Origin of the sequence: Bradyrhizobium genosp. SA-3 (genome assembly GCF_004212635.1) — a bacterium.
Lineage (GTDB): Bacteria > Pseudomonadota > Alphaproteobacteria > Rhizobiales > Xanthobacteraceae > Bradyrhizobium.
Genome location: NZ_PSRT01000044.1, coordinates 1 through 20717, shown reverse-complemented (window position 1 = coordinate 20717; position 20717 = coordinate 1). Strand labels below are relative to the sequence as shown.

Annotated in this window: 17 protein-coding genes; 4 read left to right on the top strand and 13 right to left on the bottom strand. The window is 59.3% G+C overall.

The features are described from left to right. Positions 1 to 111: 111 nt before the first annotated feature. The 12 genes from CWO91_RS17220 to CWO91_RS17165 all read right to left on the bottom strand — a co-directional run bounded on the left by CWO91_RS17220 (position 112) and on the right by CWO91_RS17165 (position 14709). Positions 112 to 879: a creatininase family protein gene (locus CWO91_RS17220; RefSeq protein WP_130214646.1), complete on the bottom strand. Its 768-nt coding sequence runs from the start codon at positions 877 to 879 to the stop codon at positions 112 to 114. A gap of 6 nt (positions 880 to 885) precedes the next feature. Further along, positions 886 to 1596 carry an enoyl-CoA hydratase/isomerase family protein gene (locus CWO91_RS17215; protein ID WP_276486193.1) on the bottom strand — a complete coding sequence of 237 codons (711 nt, stop codon included), beginning with the start codon at positions 1594 to 1596 and terminating at the stop codon, positions 886 to 888. Between the two features lie 267 nt (positions 1597 to 1863). Next, entirely contained in the window at positions 1864 to 2583 is a 720-nt protein-coding gene (locus CWO91_RS17210) for an ABC transporter ATP-binding protein (RefSeq protein WP_130214644.1), read from the bottom strand. Next, entirely contained in the window at positions 2576 to 3301 is a 726-nt protein-coding gene (locus CWO91_RS17205; RefSeq protein ID WP_130214642.1) for an ABC transporter ATP-binding protein, read from the bottom strand. The genes CWO91_RS17210 and CWO91_RS17205 overlap by 8 nt, the downstream gene beginning before the upstream one ends. Beyond that, positions 3298 to 4275, bottom strand: coding sequence for a branched-chain amino acid ABC transporter permease (locus CWO91_RS17200; protein ID WP_130214640.1), 978 nt, complete (start codon positions 4273 to 4275; stop codon positions 3298 to 3300). Before CWO91_RS17200 ends, CWO91_RS17205 begins: the two co-directional genes overlap by 4 nt. Before the next feature lie 37 nt (positions 4276 to 4312). Continuing rightward, positions 4313 to 5182, bottom strand: a complete 870-nt coding sequence (locus tag CWO91_RS17195) for a branched-chain amino acid ABC transporter permease (protein ID WP_130214638.1) — start codon at positions 5180 to 5182, stop codon at positions 4313 to 4315. 252 nt (positions 5183 to 5434) lie between these two features. Beyond that, complete coding sequence (locus tag CWO91_RS17190; RefSeq protein ID WP_244551197.1) at positions 5435 to 5890, bottom strand: flavin reductase family protein; 456 nt, start codon at positions 5888 to 5890, stop codon at positions 5435 to 5437. A gap of 122 nt (positions 5891 to 6012) precedes the next feature. After that, complete coding sequence (locus CWO91_RS17185; RefSeq protein ID WP_091890167.1) at positions 6013 to 6372, bottom strand: VOC family protein; 360 nt, start codon at positions 6370 to 6372, stop codon at positions 6013 to 6015. Positions 6373 to 6976: 604 nt separating this feature from the next. Continuing rightward, positions 6977 to 9130: a methylmalonyl-CoA mutase gene (scpA, locus tag CWO91_RS17180; protein WP_130214710.1), complete on the bottom strand. Its 2154-nt coding sequence runs from the start codon at positions 9128 to 9130 to the stop codon at positions 6977 to 6979. 34 nt (positions 9131 to 9164) lie between these two features. After that, a complete protein-coding gene (locus CWO91_RS17175) occupies positions 9165 to 11045 on the bottom strand; it encodes a methylmalonyl-CoA mutase family protein (RefSeq protein ID WP_130214636.1) in 1881 nt (626 codons plus the stop codon). 111 nt (positions 11046 to 11156) lie between these two features. Further along, positions 11157 to 13172, bottom strand: coding sequence for an acetyl-CoA carboxylase biotin carboxylase subunit (locus tag CWO91_RS17170; RefSeq protein ID WP_130214634.1), 2016 nt, complete (start codon positions 13170 to 13172; stop codon positions 11157 to 11159). A 7-nt stretch (positions 13173 to 13179) separates the two neighbouring features. Then, a complete protein-coding gene (locus CWO91_RS17165) occupies positions 13180 to 14709 on the bottom strand; it encodes an acyl-CoA carboxylase subunit beta (RefSeq protein ID WP_433995563.1) in 1530 nt (509 codons plus the stop codon). 144 nt (positions 14710 to 14853) lie between these two features. Here CWO91_RS17165 and CWO91_RS17160 point away from each other — a divergent pair, with 144 nt between their 5' ends. From CWO91_RS17160 to ribB, 4 genes are all read left to right on the top strand, one after another. Continuing rightward, a complete protein-coding gene (locus CWO91_RS17160; RefSeq protein ID WP_130214708.1) occupies positions 14854 to 16260 on the top strand; it encodes a helix-turn-helix domain-containing protein in 1407 nt (468 codons plus the stop codon). Positions 16261 to 16623: 363 nt separating this feature from the next. Then, positions 16624 to 17250, top strand: coding sequence for an Lrp/AsnC family transcriptional regulator (locus tag CWO91_RS17155; protein WP_128918405.1), 627 nt, complete (start codon positions 16624 to 16626; stop codon positions 17248 to 17250). A gap of 93 nt (positions 17251 to 17343) precedes the next feature. Then, positions 17344 to 18999, top strand: a complete 1656-nt coding sequence (locus CWO91_RS17150; protein WP_433995562.1) for an acyl-CoA synthetase — start codon at positions 17344 to 17346, stop codon at positions 18997 to 18999. 58 nt (positions 19000 to 19057) lie between these two features. Further along, positions 19058 to 20134, top strand: a complete 1077-nt coding sequence (gene ribB, locus CWO91_RS17145; protein ID WP_130214630.1) for a 3,4-dihydroxy-2-butanone-4-phosphate synthase — start codon at positions 19058 to 19060, stop codon at positions 20132 to 20134. 262 nt (positions 20135 to 20396) lie between these two features. On the opposite strand, the gene CWO91_RS17140 is transcribed toward ribB, so the two are convergent. Further along, positions 20397 to 20717 (bottom strand): helix-turn-helix domain-containing protein (locus CWO91_RS17140; protein WP_130214628.1); only part of this gene is annotated, 321 nt, incomplete at its 5' end.

Below are 20717 nucleotides of genomic sequence, written 5' to 3'. Positions count from 1 at the left end.
CGCAGCCGAACCGCGTCATGTCTCAGGACATCGCCGTCCTTCGTCGCAACGACGTGGCGATTTACTTGGGGACAGTGCTCGAAGAGCGGGATGCGCTCGATACGACCCCGTCTATTTGTCAAAGGACGCGACGAGGAGCTCGGTTATCGCCTCAAGACATCGCTCGCCAATTGCCGCAGTCGACCCATGCGGATCGCCAATGATGCCGTTGGCAGTGACCGATTTGACGCCGTTTCTCCACATGGACCGAAGTTGCTCTTCAGACAGCGCGCCAAGGTGCCCCGCCTCGAACCGATCCGGCCGCACGCTGTCGGGACGCAGATACAGCATGAGAGACGTCTCCGCTATGTCGGCATGCCCGCCGACCGCATCTGGGTTTGCGCCGGCCTCTTTGACGGCGCTTCGCCACCTGTCGATCCAGGCGATCGAATCGGAGAATGCGTCGATCTCGACGTCTTCGGGAATAGCCTGCTTCAATCGAGGAAGCATGTCGCGCAGGATTGGAAAATTACCGATGTGTCCCGAGAACAGCAGGATCCGCTTGAAGCCGTGCCGAGCGAGACTTGTGCAGTAGTCGAGGCAGATCGCTTCGAACGTTTCAGGACGAAGGGAGATGGTGCCGGGAAATACGAGATGGTGAGCTGAGCAGCCGACCTTGATTGTCGGTGCGATCAAAGCATTTCCAAGATGCCGTGCCACCTTATATGCGAGCGCATCAGCGTGGTCGGCATCCATGCAAAGAGGAAGATGCGGTCCATGTTGCTCGACGGCCCCGCACGGTACCAGGATCGTCGACGTTCCCTGCGCCAGGGCCGCCGACACCTGCTCGAAATTCATCAACTCCAGTCGAACTTCATCAGAAGAAGCGAATTCGGTCATCGATGCCTACTTTGCGTTTTTCGACAGAAATCGGGCCCGCGCATCTGCCGAACTGTCTCCCGTCAGGTAGGCCCCAAGATCCTCAATTGTCATCGCCTCAAGGGAGGCGTCGTCCATCTGGTCCGTCAGGTTCAGCGAGCGCTTGATGGCCGCAAATAGCCTTTGATCCTTTCCGCGAAGGTACTTACACTCTTCTAACGCTCGCGACGTCACGTCCGAAGTCGCTGCAATCTCGTCGATTGCTCCGATCTCGAGTGCTTTCCTTGCATCGACCAGCTCGCCACAATATAGCAGCGCTCGCGCATCACGAAGTCCCAGTTTCTGCACTGCCTTCCGCATGCCTTTGGCCGCGGGCAAGAGACCATGGTTGATTTCCGGGAAACCGATCTTACACTCGCCATTCGCGATCACGTAATCGGCGTGCAGAAGAAATTCCAACGCGCCGCCGACAGCGTAACCTCGGACGGCACACACAAGCGGCGCCGGATATCGCTCCATCTCGCAAAGGAGCGCATGGAACGACCTCATACGAGGCCGGGATATCTCGATGCCCGTCACTTCCTTTATGTCGCCGCCTGCACTGAAGAACCGGGTACCCTGACCAGTCAGAACAATACCTGGCGGCATCGCCTGGCTGGCAAGCGCCCGAAAGGCATCCAGCAAGCGCTCAACTAGTTCGTTGTTCAACGCGTTTGCCGGTGGCCTATTCATAGTCATTGTGACTAGGTCAAGGTGGCGATCGATTAAGAGGGCATCATCCTGTATCATGAGTAGAGCCTAGGTGACGCACCTCGGAATTGATTGCTGTACACCGCTTCATCGTCGGCAGGCATCAACACAAAAGGTTGCCCCGGCGGCACATCACGGCATTATCTGCTTAGACGGCTTGCAATTCCGCTGGTCCGAGGGACCGTTAAGTAAGAGAGAGAGAGAGAGAGAGAGAGAGAGAGCACAGTGCTCGGCGCAATTTGCGCCACAGCTCCGCTACATTCCGAGATATGCGCGTTGAATCTCGGAATTGTTGAGCAATTCTTGACTCGATCCGTGCAGTACGATTGAACCATTCTCCAGGACATAGCCGCGATTGCTCAAGGCAAGCGATTTCGCCACGTTCTGTTCGACCAGCAGCACTGTAATCCCTTGCTCGTGGAGCGATTTCACTACGCCAAACATCACATCTGTCAGTGCAGGCGATAACCCAATCGACGGCTCGTCGAACATAACCATTTCGGGCTTCGACATGATCGCACGTCCGATCGCCAACATCTGCTGTTCGCCCCCGGATAGGGTCCCGGCCAGTTGCCGTCTACGCTCCCGTAGTCTCTCAAACAGTTGGTAGACGAACTCAAGCGTCTCGAGCTGATAGGCCTTCGCGCGCTTCAGTGATCCGCCTAGCAGAAGATTTTCCTCGACAGAGAGGCTGCCGAAAATCTGTCGACCCTCGGCGACCTGCGCTATACCGCGTTCGCATATCTCCCATGGGGGCAGCCCATTAATATTGACGCCGTTCATTTTTACGGTGCCACTTGAAGATCGTACTATACCCGAGATCGATCTGATGAGCGACGTTTTCCCTGCACCATTCGCCCCAACGACGCAGATCAACTCTCCTTTGCGGATCTGCAGCGAGACGCCGTTTAGTGCGCTCGATCCGTCGTAGGCAACAGAGAGCCCGTCAATCGATAAGAGCGCCGCGTCAAGCATGGAAGCCTGCCCCTAGATAACTATCAAGCACCTTCTGATCGGCAACCACTTCTGCGGGACTTCCCTCCGCGATCTTGGCACCGTGATGAAGTACGACGACGTTCGACGCGACTTCCATCACGATCCGCATGACGTGTTCGACCAGGAGGATCGTCAGGCCGCCTTCGGCAAGTGTCTGCAGCACTCGGACGACACCCGCCGCTTCTGTCGGTCGAAGGCCCGCCATTACTTCATCCAGCAACAGCAGTTTTGGCCGAGTGGATAACGCCTTCGCCGTCTCCAGCATTTTCCGATCCGGAAGCGTTAGCTGGTCCGTCCGCGCATTGGCCTTGCCGGCGAGTCCGACGCTTTCAAGGGATTCGTAGGCTTTCGATTTGGCTTCCTTTACGCTTTTGGTCCAGCTGAAGGCGCCCACCATTGCGTTCTCGAGCACGGACATATCACGCATTGGTCGAACGATTTGAAATGTTCTTGCGATACCCATCCTGCAGACAATTTCCGGAGGGGTACTGTCGATCTGGCGTCCTTCGAAGAACACCTGCCCGCTGGTCGGGCTCAGGGAGCCGGCGACAAGGTTGAAACAGGTCGTCTTTCCCGCACCATTCGGCCCAATGAGCGCAGTAATACGTCCGGCCTCTAGCGTGAAGTTGACGTCCTTGACCGCAACCAATCCCCCAAACGATCGAGAGAGGTTCTTTACTTCCAATAGAGCCGTCATTCCTCGGCCTTCCTCAGATGCGGCAACCACAGTCGGGATGGCGCCTGAATTGCTTTGCAGAGACGCACGATCGCCGGCCAGATGCCATCTGGCAGAAACCAGACGACCAAAATGAGGACAATACCGTAAGCGATATTGTTCAGCCCCGGAATCCGAAGATTGTCGCCGATGGCACTCATCAAATGGTTCAGAGGGATCGCGGCAAGCGAGCCAATCAGAGGACCGAACGTCGTCCCCAGCCCACCGACCACAGGTCCGATCAGCACATCAACAGAGAGCCCCATACCCATGATTGAGTCCGGGAATATCGACCCTTGCACGAGTCCCAGAACCCCACCGCCGGCCGCGGCCGCTGCGGCGGATACAGAGATCACAAGAATCTTGTGCCGGAAAGTGCGGACGCCCAGCGCTCGTGCGGCCGGTTCATCGTCTCGCATCGCTCGCCACACGTATCCGAGGTAGGATCGTGAAATCAGTTCGGTTCCTATAATTCCCAGCGCGGCCAGTGCGAGCGCGACAAAGTAATAGAAGCGGGCTCCTCCCAGGAGCATTGAGAATTCGATCGCGCCAGTTGGCGCCGGAAAGAACAGCCCCTGCATTGCGCCAACGAATTCCCATCCACTGAACATGATCCTGGCAAACTCCGCAGCCGCAATCGTCAGCAGCGCGAAATAGATTCCGCGCACTTCGAAGCGGAAGCTCAACCAGGCCAATGCCGCACCGACTGACCCGGCAATGATCATTCCAAGGAAGAGGCCAATCCACGGCGAGATTCCGTACTTTACGTAGAGGACGCCAACCGAATAGGCACCTAGCCCGACAAAAAGCGCATGGCCAATCGATAGTTGGCCGCCGATGCCAAGCATCAAGTTCCAGGACTGCCCCAGGAAGGTGAATAGCAACACGATCGTCATCAGTGAGATAAAGTACGGATCTGCAGAAGAGCCCACGAACGCAAGAACGATGAAGACCATCGCTCCCGCGAGCCACCGCTTTACTTCAGGCCCGCCGTCAAATCTCTTTTGCACCGAAGAACCCTCTCGGACGGAAAATCAGGATGATGATGAGGAGCGCATAGGGAAGCGCCGTCTTCATCGACGGTGTGAACATCAGAGCCGCAATTGCCTCGGCAACGCCGATAACAAGGCCTCCCAGCAGCGCTCCGCTGAAGCTGCCGAGACCACCGACAATGACCGTCACGAAAGCAAGAAGCGTGAAGTCAACGGCGAGATAGGGTTGGGCATCAAACAGAGGAGATATCAGCGCCCCGGCTACACCGGCGCAGGCAGCACCAATTCCGAACGTCACCGCGTAGACCCGTGGAATTTTCAATCCAACGACAAGCCCTCCCAACCGGTTGTCTGCGGCCGCTCGCAACGCCCGGCCAAGCGAGGAAAACCGGAGGTATACTCCCAGCAGAGCGATAAGCACACCCGCGGTTATCGCCGCCTGCAATCTCGCCAGATCGAGCGTCACGAAGCCGAGTGATACAGTGCGAAACGATAGTAGAGAAGCGCTCGGACGCGGGTCAGGCCCGAAGCCGACCAGAAGGACGCCGCTAAAGAGCAGCGATAGACCGATGAATACAATGAATTGGTAATGATGGGGCCGGTTGACGAACCGCTTCACTATCAGGGCTTCCAGGAGGTACCCGAAAAAGAACATGACGACCGCAGCTATTGCCGCCGCTACGATGATCGGGGCGTCCCAAAGACGGACCGCCCAGTATCCGATATAGACGCCGAAGACGACCATCTCACCGTGAGCGAAGTTTACCACCCGCATCACGCCGAATATGATGGTCAACCCCAGCGCCACCAAGCCATAAACGAGACCAAGCAGAATGCCGCTCGCAAGAACGTTGAGCCAAAGTGACAACATTAGTGAGCAACGAGCGGTACGAGTGGACACCGCAGCCAGGACATTGGGATGCCCGAAGGCGCGGCTGGCGCCTCGCGTCCATCGCTCCAAATCGAGATGACTTCGCTAATCGCTTTCCGCCTGGTCTCCTCAACGCTCATCGCCGCACCCTTGCTCCAGAATTGACCTTTATTGGCTACAAACATCGGTTCATAGAAGCGGCGTTAGTATCCGCTCCATGCCTCAAGCACGTTCCCCGAACCAGTCGGAGTTCTAACGCTTCGGTACTGTGAATTCGCCATTCACATAGACAAGGGGGTCGCGATCGGCGTTTATCGCTTGTGCGACCACCTCACCGACGAAGATCGTATGACTGCCAGCATCGTGAGAGTCAGTCAGTCGGCAATCGAAGCTACAAATCGCATCGATCAAACTTGGCGCTCCCGTAATCAGTTCGCGCCACAAACCGTCGGTAAAGCGTATGTCACCCTTGCTGCCGTCCTGCCCGGAGAACTTTCTTGCCAGCTCGGCGTGATCCGCCGCGAGAATATTCCAGCAGAATGATCCGCTCTGCTTTATCGTATCGTGACCGCCAGCCGACTTGTTCACGCAGACCAGCACGCTCGATGGCTCGGTCGACAATGAGCAGCCGGCCGTCAGCGTCAAACCGTGCCTGCCAGGATGCACCCCCGTAGTTACGATAGACACTGCACCCGGCACGTTGCGCATTGCGCTCCGGAATTCCTTGCTACTGAACGCAGGGATTTCTTGACTAGGCATGGGCGACACTCGGAAGTTCATGGTGATAGGTTTCCCCGATAAATCGAGCCGAATCTAGTTCATAAAGCGGGTTAGACGCCCTTCTTGACCACAGCCTGAAAGAACTGAATTGTGTTGCGTTGCGGATCTTTCAAATGGGCCACCCGGCCATGCGCCCCCATCTCCCGAACTTCACCGACGAGCTCAGCGCCCTCCGCCCGCGCTCGCTCAAGCGCAGCGTCCATATCCTCCACCTCGAATACAACCACAGCATTCCGAGACTGCTCGGACACGGATTCCGCAGGGCTTGCTAAGCAAAAGGCGGCCTTGTCTCCTACGAACTGAATCCACTTGCCGCGGTCAGCAAAGCGGATCGTCAATCCAAGTGCTTCGTAAAAGCGGGCCAGTGCTTCAGGTTCCGGAGCGGTAAGATAGACGTGCTTAAGCTTCATCTTCTCACTCCCTATTTGGCGAGGACCGTTTATTCATGCCTCCGCCGAGGACTACAATTGCGTGATCATAGTTGCGCTGTCCCTTCGGCATTAATGTTCAAAGTCGTCATGCCCCACATGACCAATCAGCATTTTATGCTGTTGCCTACGGACGCAAGGCTTCCTCTTCGCCAACCGGTTCGGCGATAGAAATGCTCGTTGCGGTTGGGGTCGAACTGCTCTGATCGAAACGCGGAGGCCTGAGGCAACTCTGCCGCATATTTCGGCAGCTACGGACAAAGAGCTGGCGCTGCATATCTACTGCGCGAGCTCTAAGATTCACCATTTCCGACGACCGACCCTACCCTTTGTCGGACTCGGCTGCATCTTCCTCAGCGCATCTCTCTCCGAGCATAATTCTTGAATTTTCGCCTGTATCTTGCCGATGAGCGCTTCCGTTGCGCCCACGTCTATTCCTGAATGTCGCAGTCGAGACACTTCCCTGCGGTGACGTCCGACCTGAACGCGGAGGTGATCTATCTCATTACGAATTCGATCTAACATCGACATGATTGCTGCCTGCTAGTCATATTCGGACGAGCACTCGGGTGAGTTTGTATTCAGGCTATGCAGCCTCGCTATGCCCGAGCCGGGCATTCAGTTTGTGGATGAGCTCCTCGGCTGCGTCCGCGATCACCGTGCCGGGCGGGAAGATGGCCTCGGCGCCGGCGGCATAGAGCGCATCGTAATCCTGCGGCGGCACCACGCCGCCGACGATGATCATGATGTCCTCGCGTCCCTGCTTCTTCAGCGCGGCATTGAGTTCAGGCACAGCGGTGAGGTGGGCGGCTGCGAGCGAGGAGACGCCGAGGATGTGCACGTCGTTCTCGACCGCCTGCCGCGCCGCTTCGTCGGCGGTGGCAAACAGCGGCCCGATGTCGACGTCGAAGCCGATATCGGCAAAGGCCGACGCAATCACCTTCTGGCCGCGGTCGTGGCCGTCCTGGCCGATCTTGGCGACCAGGATACGCGGGCGGCGGCCCTCGGCCTCCTCGAAGGCGTCGATCAGCGCCTGAAGCTTCTCGACCTGGTTGCCCATGTTGGATGCTTCCCGCTTGTAGACGCCGGTGATGGATTTGATCTCGGCGCGGTGTCGGCCGAACACTTTTTCCATCGCGTCCGAGATTTCGCCGACGGTGGCCTTGGCCCGCGCCGCGTCGATGGCGAGCGCGAGCAGATTGCCGTTGCCTTCGCCGGCCGCGCACGTGAGCGCGGCGAGCGCGGTATCGACGTCCTTCTGGTTGCGCTCGGATTTCAGCCGCTTCAGCTTGTCAATTTGAAGCCGGCGGACATTGGTATTGTCGACCTTCAGGATATCGATCGGCGCCTCATCCTTCGGCCTGTACTTGTTGACGCCGATCACGGCTTGCTTGCCGGCATCGATGCGGGCCTGGGTCTTCGCCGAAGCTTCCTCGATACGCAGCTTGGGCACGCCGGCCTCGATCGCCTTGGCCATGCCGCCGAGCTCCTCGACCTCCTGGATGTGGCCCCAGGCTTTGGCCGCGAGGTCGCGCGTGAGCCGCTCGACGTAATAGGAGCCACCCCAGGGATCGATGATGCGGGTGGTGCCGCTTTCCTGCTGCAGGAACAGCTGGGTGTTGCGGGCGATGCGCGCCGAGAAATCGGTCGGCAGCGCCAAGGCCTCGTCCAGCGCGTTGGTGTGCAGCGACTGGGTGTGGCCTTGCGTTGCCGCCATCGCCTCCACGGTCGTGCGCATCACGTTGTTGAAGACGTCCTGCGCGGTCAGCGACCAGCCCGAGGTCTGGCAATGCGTGCGCAGCGACAACGAGCGCGGGTCTTTTGGATTGAACGGCTTCAGGAGCTTGGCCCAGAGCAGGCGCGCCGCGCGCATCTTGGCGACTTCCATGAAGAAGTTCATGCCGATCGCCCAGAAGAACGACAGGCGCGGCGCGAAGCGGTCGACGTCGAGGGCGGCGGCAAGGCCGGCACGTAAGTATTCGACGCCGTCGGCGAGCGTATAGGCGAGCTCGAGGTCCTGCGTCGCGCCGGCCTCCTGCATGTGATAGCCGGAGATCGAGATCGAATTGTACTTCGGCATCTTTTGCGAGGTGTAGGCGAAGATGTCCGAGATGATCCGCATCGAGGGCGCGGGCGGATAGATATAGGTGTTGCGCACCATGAACTCTTTCAGAATGTCGTTCTGAATGGTGCCCGAGAGTTTTTCCGGCGGTACGCCCTGTTCCTCGGCGGCCGCGACATAGAGCGCGAGGATCGGCAGCACCGCGCCGTTCATGGTCATGGACACGCTCATCTGGTCGAGCGGAATCCCCGCGAACAGCGTACGCATGTCGTAGATGGAATCGATGGCGACGCCGGCCATGCCGACGTCACCGCCGACGCGCGGATGGTCAGAGTCATAGCCGCGATGGGTGGCGAGATCGAAGGCGACCGAGAGGCCTTTCTGTCCGGCCGCGAGGTTGCGGCGGTAGAACGCGTTGGAATCCTCCGCCGTGGAGAAGCCGGCATATTGCCGGACCGTCCAGGGCTGGTTGACGTACATGGTCGGATAGGGACCGCGCAGGAACGGCGCGATGCCCGGATAGGTCTCGAGGAAATCGAGCTCGGCGATATCTGCTTCTCCGTATGCTGACTTGACCGGAATGCCCTCCGGAGTCACCCACGGATCGACGGGAACAGAAGAGGTGACGACCGAGCACCTTTCGAAAGCAACATTTGCAAAATTCGGGATACCGCTGATGGATGACATTTGAGTGCTCGCGTTCGATTGGCATTTATCCGAAGGAAATCTTCGGGTTTTGGATCCACTCGTAAGCGGCATTTAGCGTTGCCAAGGCGTCGCAACTGACGTGAATGAAGCTGCCGATGCCAGCCCGCCGAAACGCGGCCTCGGATTGAGAGAGAAGTCCCGCCAAATAGATGTGCCTAGCACCGACTTGCTGAAGCGCTTGGGCAGAGATTTCGGCGCGCTCCGCATAGATCTTGTCGCTGGAGCAAAGGCAGGCGAGTTCGGCGCCTGAGCCTGTGAATGCGAGGGCAAGCTCGGCTGGGTCGGCAACGCCTGCGCCGTCGATAGCCTCAATTCCTCCGGCTTCGAAGAAGCTCTTCGCGAAGGTCGCGCGGGCCGTAAAGTCGGTCGGTGTGCCCAGACTAGCAAGAAACACTCGCGGCCGCATGCCGCGTAGCTTCAATATCGCATCGGACTTGTCGCGGAGCGATTCGAATGGTTCCGCAAGCCGGATCGGTGGCAGTGCATCGAATACGTATTTCTGGTCAACGTTTGGCGGAAGAGCCATCGGTGTTACGTTCAGTACCGCCGCTGCGCCTTCGCCAAGGTTTGCGAACTCGCTCACCCCGGTCAGCAGGTCGCGGCGCTTCGCGAGATTGGCTTCGCGCGCCCTGCGCGTAGCTGTGATCTTCGCCTGAAACGTTCCCTGTTGGAGAGTGGCAAAAATGCCTCCGGCATTTTCAGTCTCCTGAAAGCTCCTCCAGGCCGCCTCGCATAGCTCCATTGTTAGCGCCTCAATGCCGCCAGCACCTGCGGCAGGATCGCTAACCTTGGCTAGATTGCTTTCCTCCAGCAGCAGGAGCTGCGTGTTGCGCGCCACGCGCCGCGCAAACGCGTCCGGAAGGCCTAGCGCCAACGTGTGCGGGAGAACGGTGATCGCATTGGCACCGGCGATTCCCGCAGAGAATGTCGCCAAGGTAGCGCGCAACATGTTCACGTAGGGATCGCGCCTGGTCAACATGCGCCAGGAGCTATCGGCCGCGATGAACAGCGGCTTTGGCGCAAGTCCACACGCCGATTCGATGCGCGCCCAGAGTAGTCGTAACGCGCGGAATTTGGCCATAGTCAAAAACTGGTCTGCGTCAGCAGCGAGTCGCGCATAAATCATAGTTCGTGCTTGATCCGGCGGAATGCGCGCCGCTTCCATAGCGTGCAGATATGCCACCGCGCAGGCAAGCACGAAGGCAAGCTCCTGCGCTTCTGAGCCGCCGGCATCATGAACGATACGGCCATCGCTCACAGCGAACGGCCCTTTGAACCCCAGCGTTACGAGCCCTTTGATCGTGCTGGCAACCGTCCGCGCGATTTCCTCCCAGGTGTATCGACTGCGTCCGCGGAGGGCGCACGCGCCCAGCGGATCCAGCCCAAATCTAATGTCGCAGAGGGCAGGATCGAGACCGACCGACTTCACGTATTCCGCGACGTGGATCGCGGTCTTACGCTCATGTGTACCAATCCGAAGTTCAATCCCAATGCCGGCATCAAGTTGAACGTCCTCTAGAGCTTTGGCGACGGCGCCCGCCGTTGGGTCCAAGCCGAACCCGCGGTTGCAGTTGGCCCCGGCAAAGACGAGCGCCAGGCCCGTCGCTCCATTCTCGAGATCTTGGAGGGCTTGCCTGTTTGCTGCTGCCGCGTCTGGATGATCGATACGCTGCATGATCTGCCAAGGCGCCGCGGGTGCACGCCCCTCGATCGGCGTAATGTCTTTCGCTCGGCGGTAAATCGGCTCGATTCTCAAGCCGTCGTACGTCTTGCCAATCAGCTTTTCGAAGGGTGCTCCCTTTAGCACGCCATCAACCAGCTTGCGCCAGTCCTCGCGTGAAGCAGGCGAAAAGGCCGATGCCAATGCGAATTGTTCGGTATTCATCAACGCCACTCTGTCCCAAGTGACGCCGAGCTGCCCAACATCACTTCTGCCTGGAGGTAAACGGAAGTCCTTAGACGGGCTGCCCATCTCAGGCCGCGATCTTTGCAGTACTCAGGAAAACTCCAGAATCAGCGCGTCCACCGCGAGCGTCGCGCCGGCGCTGGCGTGGATCTTCTTCACGGTGCCGTCCCGCTCGGCGCGGAGCACATTCTGCATCTTCATGGCTTCGACCACGGCCAGCGTCTCGCCGCCCTTGACCTCCTGCCCTTCGGTCACCGCGATCGAGACGATGAGGCCGGGCATCGGACAGAGCAGCTTATTGCCGGTGTCGGAGGCCGTCGTCACCGGCATCAGGCGTGCGGACGTCGCTTCCGTTTCGGTCCAGACATAGACCGGCACCTCGACACCCTGATGCGCAAGCCGAATGCCGTTGGCAATCGGCCGCGCCTGCACTGCGACGAAGTGGCCGTCGATCGTGCCTTGCCAGACCGGATCGCCCGGCTTCCACGGAGACTGTAATAGATGCGCATGGCCGGCCTTGCCCTCGGCATCGACGAAGCGGATCGCGATCGCCTCACCCTCGCGTCCGACCTCGAGCTGGATTTCCTGGCGATCGAGCCAGACGGCGCGGCGGCGCTCCCGCTGCACGATGCGCCCCCCCATCTGGCCGGAGATCTGCCGCTTGCGTTCGCCGAGCACGTGATCGATGGCGGCGCCGACCGCGGCGATCCGCCGCGCGACCTCGCCCTCGGGAACGCGCACCGCAAAGCCCTTGGGGAACTCCTCCGCGATGAAGCCGGTCGACAACCTTCCCTCGCGCCAGCGCGGATGATGCATCAGCGCCGACAGGAACGGGATGTTGTGCCTGATGCCGTCGACATAGAACGAGTCGAGCGCAGTCGCCTGCGCCTCGATCGCGGCCGCGCGCGAGGGCGCATGCGTGACGAGCTTGGCGATCATCGGATCGTAATGGATCGAGATTTCGCCGCCCTCCTGCACGCCGGTGTCGTTGCGGATGGTGATGCCGTCATGGCTGGCTTCCGCCGGCGGACGGTATTTCACCAGGCGCCCGATCGAGGGCAGGAAGTTGCGGAACGGGTCTTCGGCGTAAAGGCGCGATTCCACGGCCCAGCCGGTGAGCGTGACGTCCTTCTGCGCGATGGCGAGCGTCTCACCGCCCGCCACACGGATCATCTGCTCGACGAGATCGATGCCGGTCACGAGTTCGGTGACGGGATGCTCGACCTGGAGGCGCGTGTTCATCTCCAGGAAGTAGAAGCTCTTGTCCTGTCCTGCGACGAACTCGACCGTGCCCGCGGAATCATAGTTCACCGCCTTGGCCAGCGCGACCGCCTGCTCGCCCATCTTGCGGCGCGTAGCCTCGTCCAGCAGCGGCGACGGCGCCTCCTCGATGACCTTCTGGTTGCGGCGCTGGATCGAACATTCGCGCTCGCCCAGATAAATCACGTTGCCGTGCTTGTCGCCCAGCACCTGGATCTCGATGTGGCGGGGATCGACGATGAACTTCTCGACGAAGACGCGATCGTCGCCGAACGAGGCCTTGGCCTCGGCCTTGGCGAGGTTGAAGCCCTCGGCGACCTCGACCTTGGAATGGGCGATGCGCATGCCCTTGCCACCGCCGCCGGCGGAGGCCTTGATCATCACGGGGTAGCCGATCTCGTCGGCAATCCTGACCGCGTGCTTGTCGTCCTCGATGACACCGAGATAGCCCGGCACGGTCGAGACTTTTGCTTTCGCGGCCGCCTTCTTGGATTCGATCTTGTCGCCCATCGCCGCGATCGCGCCAGGGTTCGGGCCGATGAAGACGACGCCGGCCGCCTCTAGCGCGCGCGGAAACGCCTCGCGCTCGGACAGGAAGCCGTAGCCGGGATGCACGGCCTCGGCACCCGTCTTGCGGCAGGCTTCGACGATCTTCTCGATCACAAGATAGCTCTCGGCCGCGGCCGGCGGGCCGATCAGCACCGCCTCGTCGGCCATCTCGACATGGAGGGCATCGCGGTCAGCCTCTGAATAGACCGCAACCGTTTGAATTCCCATCTTGCGGGCAGTCTTGATGACCCGGCAGGCGATTTCGCCGCGATTGGCGATCAGAATCTTTTTGAACACTGCGATCTCACAACGGCAAATTGTCGTGCTTCTTGGCCGGCGCTTCCACCTTCTTGTCCTTCAGCATCGCGAGCGCCCTTGCGATCCTCCGCCGCGTCGAATGCGGCATGATCACATCGTCGATGTAGCCGCGCTCGGCGGCGATGAAGGGGGACAGGAAGCGGTCCTCGTATTCCTTGGTGCGCGCGGCGATCTTGCCGGGGTCGCCTAAATCGCTGCGGAAGATGATCTCCACCGCGCCCTTGGCGCCCATCACCGCGATCTGGGCGGTCGGCCAGGCGTAGTTCATGTCGGCGCCGATCTCCTTGGAGGCCATGACGTCGAAGGCGCCGCCATAGGCCTTGCGGGTGATGATGGTGACCAGCGGCACGGTGCACTGCGAATAGGCGAACAGCAGTTTCGCGCCGTGCTTGATCAGGCCGCCATATTCCTGCGCGGTGCCCGGCAGGAAGCCCGGTACGTCGACGAAGGTGACGATCGGGATGTTGAAGGCGTCGCAGAAGCGGACGAAGCGCGCGGCTTTCCGCGAGGCGTCACTGTCGAGCACGCCGGCCAGCACCATCGGCTGGTTGGCGACGAAGCCGACGGTGCGGCCCGCGATGCGGCCGAAGCCCGTGACGATGTTCTTGGCGAAGGCCTCCGAGATCTCGAAGAAATCGCCCTCGTCCACGACCTTCAAGATCAGCTCCTTCATGTCGTAGGGCTTGTTCGGATTGTCGGGGATCAGCGTGTCGAGGGAATCGTCGATGCGCTCGATCGAATCGAAGCTCGGCCATTCCGGCACGCCGTCGGTGTTGTTGGACGGCAGGAAGTCGATGAGCCGGCGCATCTGCAACAGCGCATTGACGTCGTTCTCGAAGGCGCCGTCCGCGATCGAGGAGCGCGTCGCATGCACCGAAGCGCCGCCGAGCTCCTCGGCGGTGACGACCTCGTTGGTGACGGTCTTCACCACGTCCGGGCCTGTGACGAACATGTAGCTGGTGTTCTTCACCATGAAGATGAAGTCGGTCATGGCGGGCGAATAGACGTCGCCGCCGGCGCAGGGCCCCATGATGACGGAGATCTGCGGGATCACACCCGAGGCGAGCACGTTGCGGCGGAACACGTAAGAATAGCCGGCTAGCGCGGCGACGCCCTCCTGGATGCGGGCGCCGCCCGCGTCATAGAGGCCGATGATGGGCGCGCGCGCCTTCATCGCCATGTCCTGGAGCTTGGTGATCTTCAGCGCGTGCGTCTCGGACAGCGAGCCGCCGAACACCGTAAAATCCTTGGCGAAGACGAAGGTCTTGCGGCCGTTGACGGTGCCCCAACCGGTGACGACGCCGTCGCCGGGGATCTTGTTCTTCTCCATGCCGAACTCAGTGGAGCGGTGCTCGACGAACATGTCGAACTCCTCGAACGATCCCTTGTCGAGCAGAAGCTCGATGCGCTCGCGCGCGGTCAGCTTGCCGCGGGCATGCTGTGCCTCGATGCGCTTTTCCCCGCCGCCCAGCCTGGCGCCGGCGCGACGGTCTTCAAGGGCTTCAATGGTCGAGATCACGGAATTCTCCTCGATGGCCCCGCCGTTACGGTACGCGGGCCCTTCTCCCGCGATACAACCGCAAGACCGACCTTGAGAAGGCTTGAACATGCACAACTGCGCATGTTACATTCTTGCAAATTGCAAATTGCGAAGTTGCAAATGACTGGAAAGCTATTTATTGGGCGACGGTTCCGCGAAGTGAGGGAGAGCAAGAAGCTCACTCAAAAGGCGTTCGCCGAACGGCTCGGAATTTCACTTAGCTATTTGAACCAGATCGAGAACAACCAGAGGCCGGTTTCGGCCTCTGTCCTGGTGCTTCTCGCCGAGCGCTTTCAGATCGACCTCAGTTCGCTGTCGGTCAATGACAACGACAGGGTCATGTCGATGCTGACGGAAGCGCTGGCCGATCCGATCTTTGCGCCCTACGCGCCGAACATGCAGGAGCTGAAACTCGTCGTTCAGAACGCGCCGGGTTTCGCGCAAGCGCTCCTCAACGCGCACCAGGCGTACCGGCGCAACAGCGAGCAGCTCGCCAGTCTGGACGGCCAGATAGTCAACTGGGCCGGCGAGCCGACCGCTTACGAAGAAGTCCGCGACTTCTTTCATCTGGTCGACAACTACGTCCACGAGCTCGATACCGCCGCCGAGGCGCTCGCCGAGCGCCTCGGCATTCCCGACAACAATACGACCACGGCGCTGGTCAACCACCTGGAGGCCCGACATGGCGTGCAGATCCGCCAGAGCGGACCGCACGAAAATTCGTTACGGCAATTCGATCGTGCATCCCGCACCTTGTGGCTGAGCCCCTACCTTCCCACGCCAACCCGAAACTTCCAGATCGCACTGCAAATCGCCGCCCTCGAGGAGGAGGAGCGCATTGGCCAGATTGCCGACCAAGCGGCTTTTCGATCCGCCGATGCGCGGAACGTCTGCGCGGCGGGATTGCGCAACTATTTCGCCGGCGCTCTCATTCTGCCCTATCAAAGATTCCTGCAATCCGCGCGAGACTTGCGCCACGATTTGGAGCTGATTGCCACGAGGTTCGGCGCGAGCCTGGAGCAGGTGGCCCATCGTTTGTCCACCTTGCAACGACCGGGCTCCAAGGGCGTGCCCGTGTTCTTCGCGCGGCTGGACCGCGCCGGAAACATCACCAAGCGACATAGCGCGGCAAAGCTGCAATTCGCACGTTACGGGGCGGCGTGCCCGCTCTGGAACGCTCATCAGGCGTTCGAGGCACCCAGCCAGATCATTCGGCAACTCGCCGAGACGCCGGACGGTGTCAGGTTTCTCTGCATTGCGACCGAACTTTCGAAAGGCCGCGGCGGCTTCGGCTCGCCGCGCCCGCGCTACGCCATCGCGCTCGGATGCGAAGTCTCCTACGCCAAGGATTTCGTCTATGCGGACGGGCTCGACCTCACCAACAAGGGCACCTACGAGCCGATCGGAATCTCCTGTCGAATCTGCGAGCGCACCAGCTGTCCCCAGCGCGCGATCCCTCCGCTCAAGAGCAGATTGAACATCGATCGAGACTGCAGGGACATACTGCCCTACCGGATTTCAAGCTAGTTGGGGAATGGTGAAGCGAAGCTCCTAAGATCTCTGCTCTTGCTAGGGATCCAGCTCCACTAAATGCGTTCGCCACGAGAGGTTAGCAGAGGCTGCGCAATTGCTGCCAGAGGCCGTTGCTCATTCTGCAATCATTGTGCACACAGCCGTGGCAACAGCCAAACGAGCCTTTTCGGCAATGCAGAATAGATTTGGCAGCGCCGCATAGATTGTCCGTTTTTCGATATAAGTCGTCATTTTATCGAAATTCTACAAGCCCAGGCAGCGGTTAGCATTCGTTTCATCGAGATGTCATCACGCGAGATAACGCGGGGGGCCGGGCCTCGATGCCATAACGAACGCTTGCCCACGGGAGAAACCGACATGACGACGACAGCTTTAGATCGGATCGATATCAAGATCTTGAATGAACTGCAGCAGAACGCGAACTTGACGAACGTTGAGCTCGCTTCTCGCGTCAATCTCTCACCATCCCCCTGCCTCGCCCGAGTTCGCACCCTCGAAAAGCTGGGAGTCATTGACCGAAGAATCGCTGTGCTGGATCCAGCAGTTCTCGGCATCGGCGTCACTGCCTTCATACAGATCAAACTTGAAAAGCAGATTCAATTGTCCCTCGACAGTTTCACGCGCTCAATAGATCGCCTGGGTGAGGTGATGGAATGCTATCTCATGACGGGAGATAGCGATTATCTCCTTCGCGTCATGGTATCAGACATCGAGGCTCTTGAAGACCTCATCGTGAACAAGCTCTCACGGATCGCAGGTGTTTCCAGCATTCGCTCAAGCCTGGCGCTGAAGCGGATTTCCCATAAGACTGTGCTTCCTATCGACACAAACCGTCCCGTTCAGATCAAGTCGGGCAACCCTGCTTCTAGGCGCATCGAGAGACCCACCAAATCCCAATATGATGCTTCGCCTCAGGCTCGGCCCGACGGCGGAATGAACTTGGAGACTTCGCGGATCTTTGATCACGGCACGGCCGGCCTTTAGCCGCCAAAAAATATGCGATGTCAGAAGCGACCGTTGAGAGCGACTCCAATCACGGTGGCCATCGACACTCATTCTGATTCACGATGTAACCCAATGGCTCCAGAACAGATGACGATCAGTCCATTCGACAAGAACTTGGATAAAGTGAAAGCGAATTATGTACCGTTGACCCCGGTGAGCTTCCTACAGCGCAGCGCCCACGTCTATCCGAATCTCACTAGTGTCATCTACGAGGAACGGTGCTTCACGTGGAAGGAGACTTTCGAGCGTTGCAGGCGGTTTGCCTCCTTTCTGGATCAGTACGGCATCCGTCGCGGCGATACTGTCGCCGTGATGCTGCCAAACGTGCCGGCCATGGTGGAATCGCACTTTTCAATACCGATGATCGGAGCGATCATTCACGCCATAAATATTCGGCTTGACGCCGCCAGCATCGCGTTTCAGCTTGATCATGGCGGCGCCAAAGTCCTGCTGGTCGACCCAGAATTTGCAGACCTGATTAGGGAGGCGATCGCCCTCCTATCCGGACCGAAGCCACTGATCGTCGATGTCAGGGACAATCACTTCTCGAGCGCTGCAATCGGGGACATCGACTACGAAACTGCACTCGTATCCGGCGACCCCGCCTTCGCGTGGCATCATCCGAATGATGAGTGGGATGCAATTGCCCTCAGTTATACCTCTGGAACTACGGGTGATCCAAAGGGGGTCGTAACGCACTATCGCGGAGCCTATCTGAGCGCCGTTAGCACCATCCTCGCCGGCAATCTCGGCCAGCATCCGGTCTACCTCTGGACGCTGCCGATGTTTCACTGCAACGGCTGGTGCTTCCCCTGGACCCTGGCAGCAGCTGCCGGCATTAATGTCTGCCTGCGCAAGGTCGAGCCGACCAGGATTTTCGAGCTGATCAAGCAGCACGGTGTTACCCACATGTGCGGCGCGCCGATTGTCTACAATATGCTGATCAACGCGCCCGACGCGTTGGAGCGCAATGCGGCCCGCGGCGTCGTGGGCCTGATCGCCGGCGCTGCGCCTCCGGTTGCAGTGCTCGAAGGCGCTGAGAGCATCGGCATAAAGCTCACGCACGTCTACGGCCTAACCGAGGTCTACGGGCCCGCCTCCGTCTGCGCCGAGCAACCTGGTTGGGACGAGTTGCCCGCCGCCGAGCGCGCGAAGATGAAGAGCCGGCAGGGCGTGCCTTACCATCTGCAGGACGCCGTCACGGTCATGAATCCCGAGACGATGCAGGAAGTACCGCGTGACGGCGAGACGATCGGCGAAGTCATGTTCCGCGGCAACATGGTGATGAAAGGTTATTTGAAAAACGAGAAAGCCACCCGGCAGGCCTTCGAGAGCGGTTGGTTCCACACCGGCGATCTCGGCGTTCTGGATGAACATGGCTACGTCATCGTCAAAGACCGATCGAAGGACATCATCATCTCAGGGGGCGAGAACATATCATCGGTGGAGGTGGAAGACGCGCTCTACAAGCATCCGGCCGTGTTGTTTGCTGCCGTGGTGGCCAAGCCGGACGCGAAATGGGGCGAAGTCCCGTGTGCTTTTGTCGAGCTCAAGGACAATTCCGCTGTAACAGAACCCGAACTCATTGTTTTTTGCAAAAATCAGCTTTCAGGGTTCAAGGCACCGAAATCAGTAATTTTTGGCCCGCTTCCGAAAACCTCCACCGGAAAGATTCAGAAGTTCCTGTTACGTGAAACGGCTGGATCAGCGAAAGCAATAGCGGGCTAAAGCTGGGGCGTCGAACACAAACTTCGTCATTGAGCGCACCAAACGGACCGAGGGACACATGATGGCCTCGATTTCTGCCGCCCTGAAAGCATTCTCCGAAGGAGAGATTGTCGTCGTCGCGGACGATGATGATCGAGAAGGTGAAGGAGATCTCGTTGTCGCGGCGTCTCTTTGCTCAACTGAAAGGATGGCGTTTATTATCCGCCATACCTCTGGAATCGTCTGCGCACCCATCACGTTAGAGCAGGCGCGTCGTTTGAGACTAGATCCAATGGTCGTCCACAACGAGTCCAACCACACCACCGCTTTCACTGTCTCGATCGATTACAAGCCTGATGGCGGGACCGGAATCTCAGCTGAAGAACGCGCCTCCTGCTGCCGGGCGCTGGCCAACTGCAATGTCAGCGCAAGCGACTTTGCACGTCCTGGCCATATCTTCCCTCTTATATCGAAGGAGGGTGGCGTCCTGATGCGGTCGGGTCATACTGAAGCTGCGGTCGACCTGTGCCGGTTGACCAAACTGGCTCCAGTTGGAGTAATCAGTGAACTGATGAACGACGACGGGTCCGTGATGAAGGGCTCGCAAGTTCGAGATTTCGCCGCCAGGCACGCTCTCAAATACGTAACTATTGCCGACATCATTGGCTTCCGGCAGGCGCGTGAGAAGTTGGTTGAAAGGGTCTCAAGTGTGACCGCCGACAGCCCGATTGGTCCGCTGCAGGGATATTCGTATCGTACGCCGTTTGATCCGATCCATCACGTGGCATACGTGTATGGCGGGATCGGCGACGGCAAGAACGTACTGACCCGATTTTACAAGCCGAACATCATCCGGGACATGTTCTCGGGAGAGGCACAAGCAAAGATGAATGTTGTGCTGCAACGCTTCAAAGAGAACGGAAGTGGTGTGCTCGTCTATCTAAGAGACGGTGCGGCTGGTGTTCCACCGGCCCCCCTGCTCCCATCGTCCTCTTCGGACGAGCACCGTGACCGGCAGTGGCGCGAGATCGGCGTTGGGGCGCAAATATTGCGAGATCTTGGCATAGCCTCGATCCGCCATCTGACATCATCCACCCATCACTTCAAGGGGCTTGCGGGATTCGGCATCGAGATCATCAAAAACGAGCAACTCTGATAGAATTGAAGAAGGACGCATAAGGTAGCGCTTTCGCGGCGGCGCCGTTCCGCTCAAACCACGAGGGGACACGCAAAGTCGACGCTCTCAATGCAAGAGCAAAAGACGTCAGTCACAACGGACGTCCGTGGACGGGATCGCGGTCATGAGAACGAACCGGGCGATCACCGATTTCCGGTCCTGTTCATGAGCGGAAATATTGTCGCGGGAGGACTTCGAGCCATCCACGACAGCCGGTCCCACTTTCAAAAGGCCAGCTTCTCTAACTGAGATGAGCCGCGGGCGTCTGTTCGCCTCGCTTAGCACGGTCGGAAAAATACCGCGCCGGCGATTTGCCAAGCGCTTTCTTGAACATCGTTATGAAAGCGCTGACGGAGTCGTAGCCGAGAACCTCGGATACAGCTTGCACTGAATCTCCCGCCGACAGCCGCTGAAGCGCGATGATGATGTGCAGTTGTTGGCGCCAACGACTGAACGTCATGCCGGTCTCGGCGACGACGAGGCGCATCAAGGTTCGCTCCCCTAGCGCCATCGCCTCGCCCCACTCTGCCACCGTACGGCGATCCGCCGGGTTTTCCATCTG

Bases quoted from the DNA above. Each gene is read 5' to 3' on its own strand.
- CWO91_RS17160 (WP_130214708.1), top strand. From the start codon at position 14,854: ATGACTGGAAAGCTATTTATTGGGCGACGGTTCCGCGAAGTGAGGGAG.
- CWO91_RS17185 (WP_091890167.1), bottom strand. From the start codon at position 6,372: ATGAAGCTTAAGCACGTCTATCTTACCGCTCCGGAACCTGAAGCACTG.
- CWO91_RS17210 (WP_130214644.1), bottom strand. From the start codon at position 2,583: ATGCTTGACGCGGCGCTCTTATCGATTGACGGGCTCTCTGTTGCCTAC.
- CWO91_RS17215 (WP_276486193.1), bottom strand. From the start codon at position 1,596: ATGACTATGAATAGGCCACCGGCAAACGCGTTGAACAACGAACTAGTT.
- CWO91_RS17205 (WP_130214642.1), bottom strand. From the start codon at position 3,301: ATGACGGCTCTATTGGAAGTAAAGAACCTCTCTCGATCGTTTGGGGGA.
- CWO91_RS17155 (WP_128918405.1), top strand. From the start codon at position 16,624: ATGACGACGACAGCTTTAGATCGGATCGATATCAAGATCTTGAATGAA.
- CWO91_RS17220 (WP_130214646.1), bottom strand. From the start codon at position 879: ATGACCGAATTCGCTTCTTCTGATGAAGTTCGACTGGAGTTGATGAAT.
- CWO91_RS17195 (WP_130214638.1), bottom strand. From the start codon at position 5,182: ATGTTGTCACTTTGGCTCAACGTTCTTGCGAGCGGCATTCTGCTTGGT.
- ribB (WP_130214630.1), top strand. From the start codon at position 19,058: ATGATGGCCTCGATTTCTGCCGCCCTGAAAGCATTCTCCGAAGGAGAG.
- CWO91_RS17190 (WP_244551197.1), bottom strand. From the start codon at position 5,890: ATGCGCAACGTGCCGGGTGCAGTGTCTATCGTAACTACGGGGGTGCAT.
- CWO91_RS17200 (WP_130214640.1), bottom strand. From the start codon at position 4,275: ATGGTCTTCATCGTTCTTGCGTTCGTGGGCTCTTCTGCAGATCCGTAC.
- CWO91_RS17150 (WP_433995562.1), top strand. From the start codon at position 17,344: ATGGCTCCAGAACAGATGACGATCAGTCCATTCGACAAGAACTTGGAT.
- CWO91_RS17175 (WP_130214636.1), bottom strand. From the start codon at position 11,045: ATGAATACCGAACAATTCGCATTGGCATCGGCCTTTTCGCCTGCTTCA.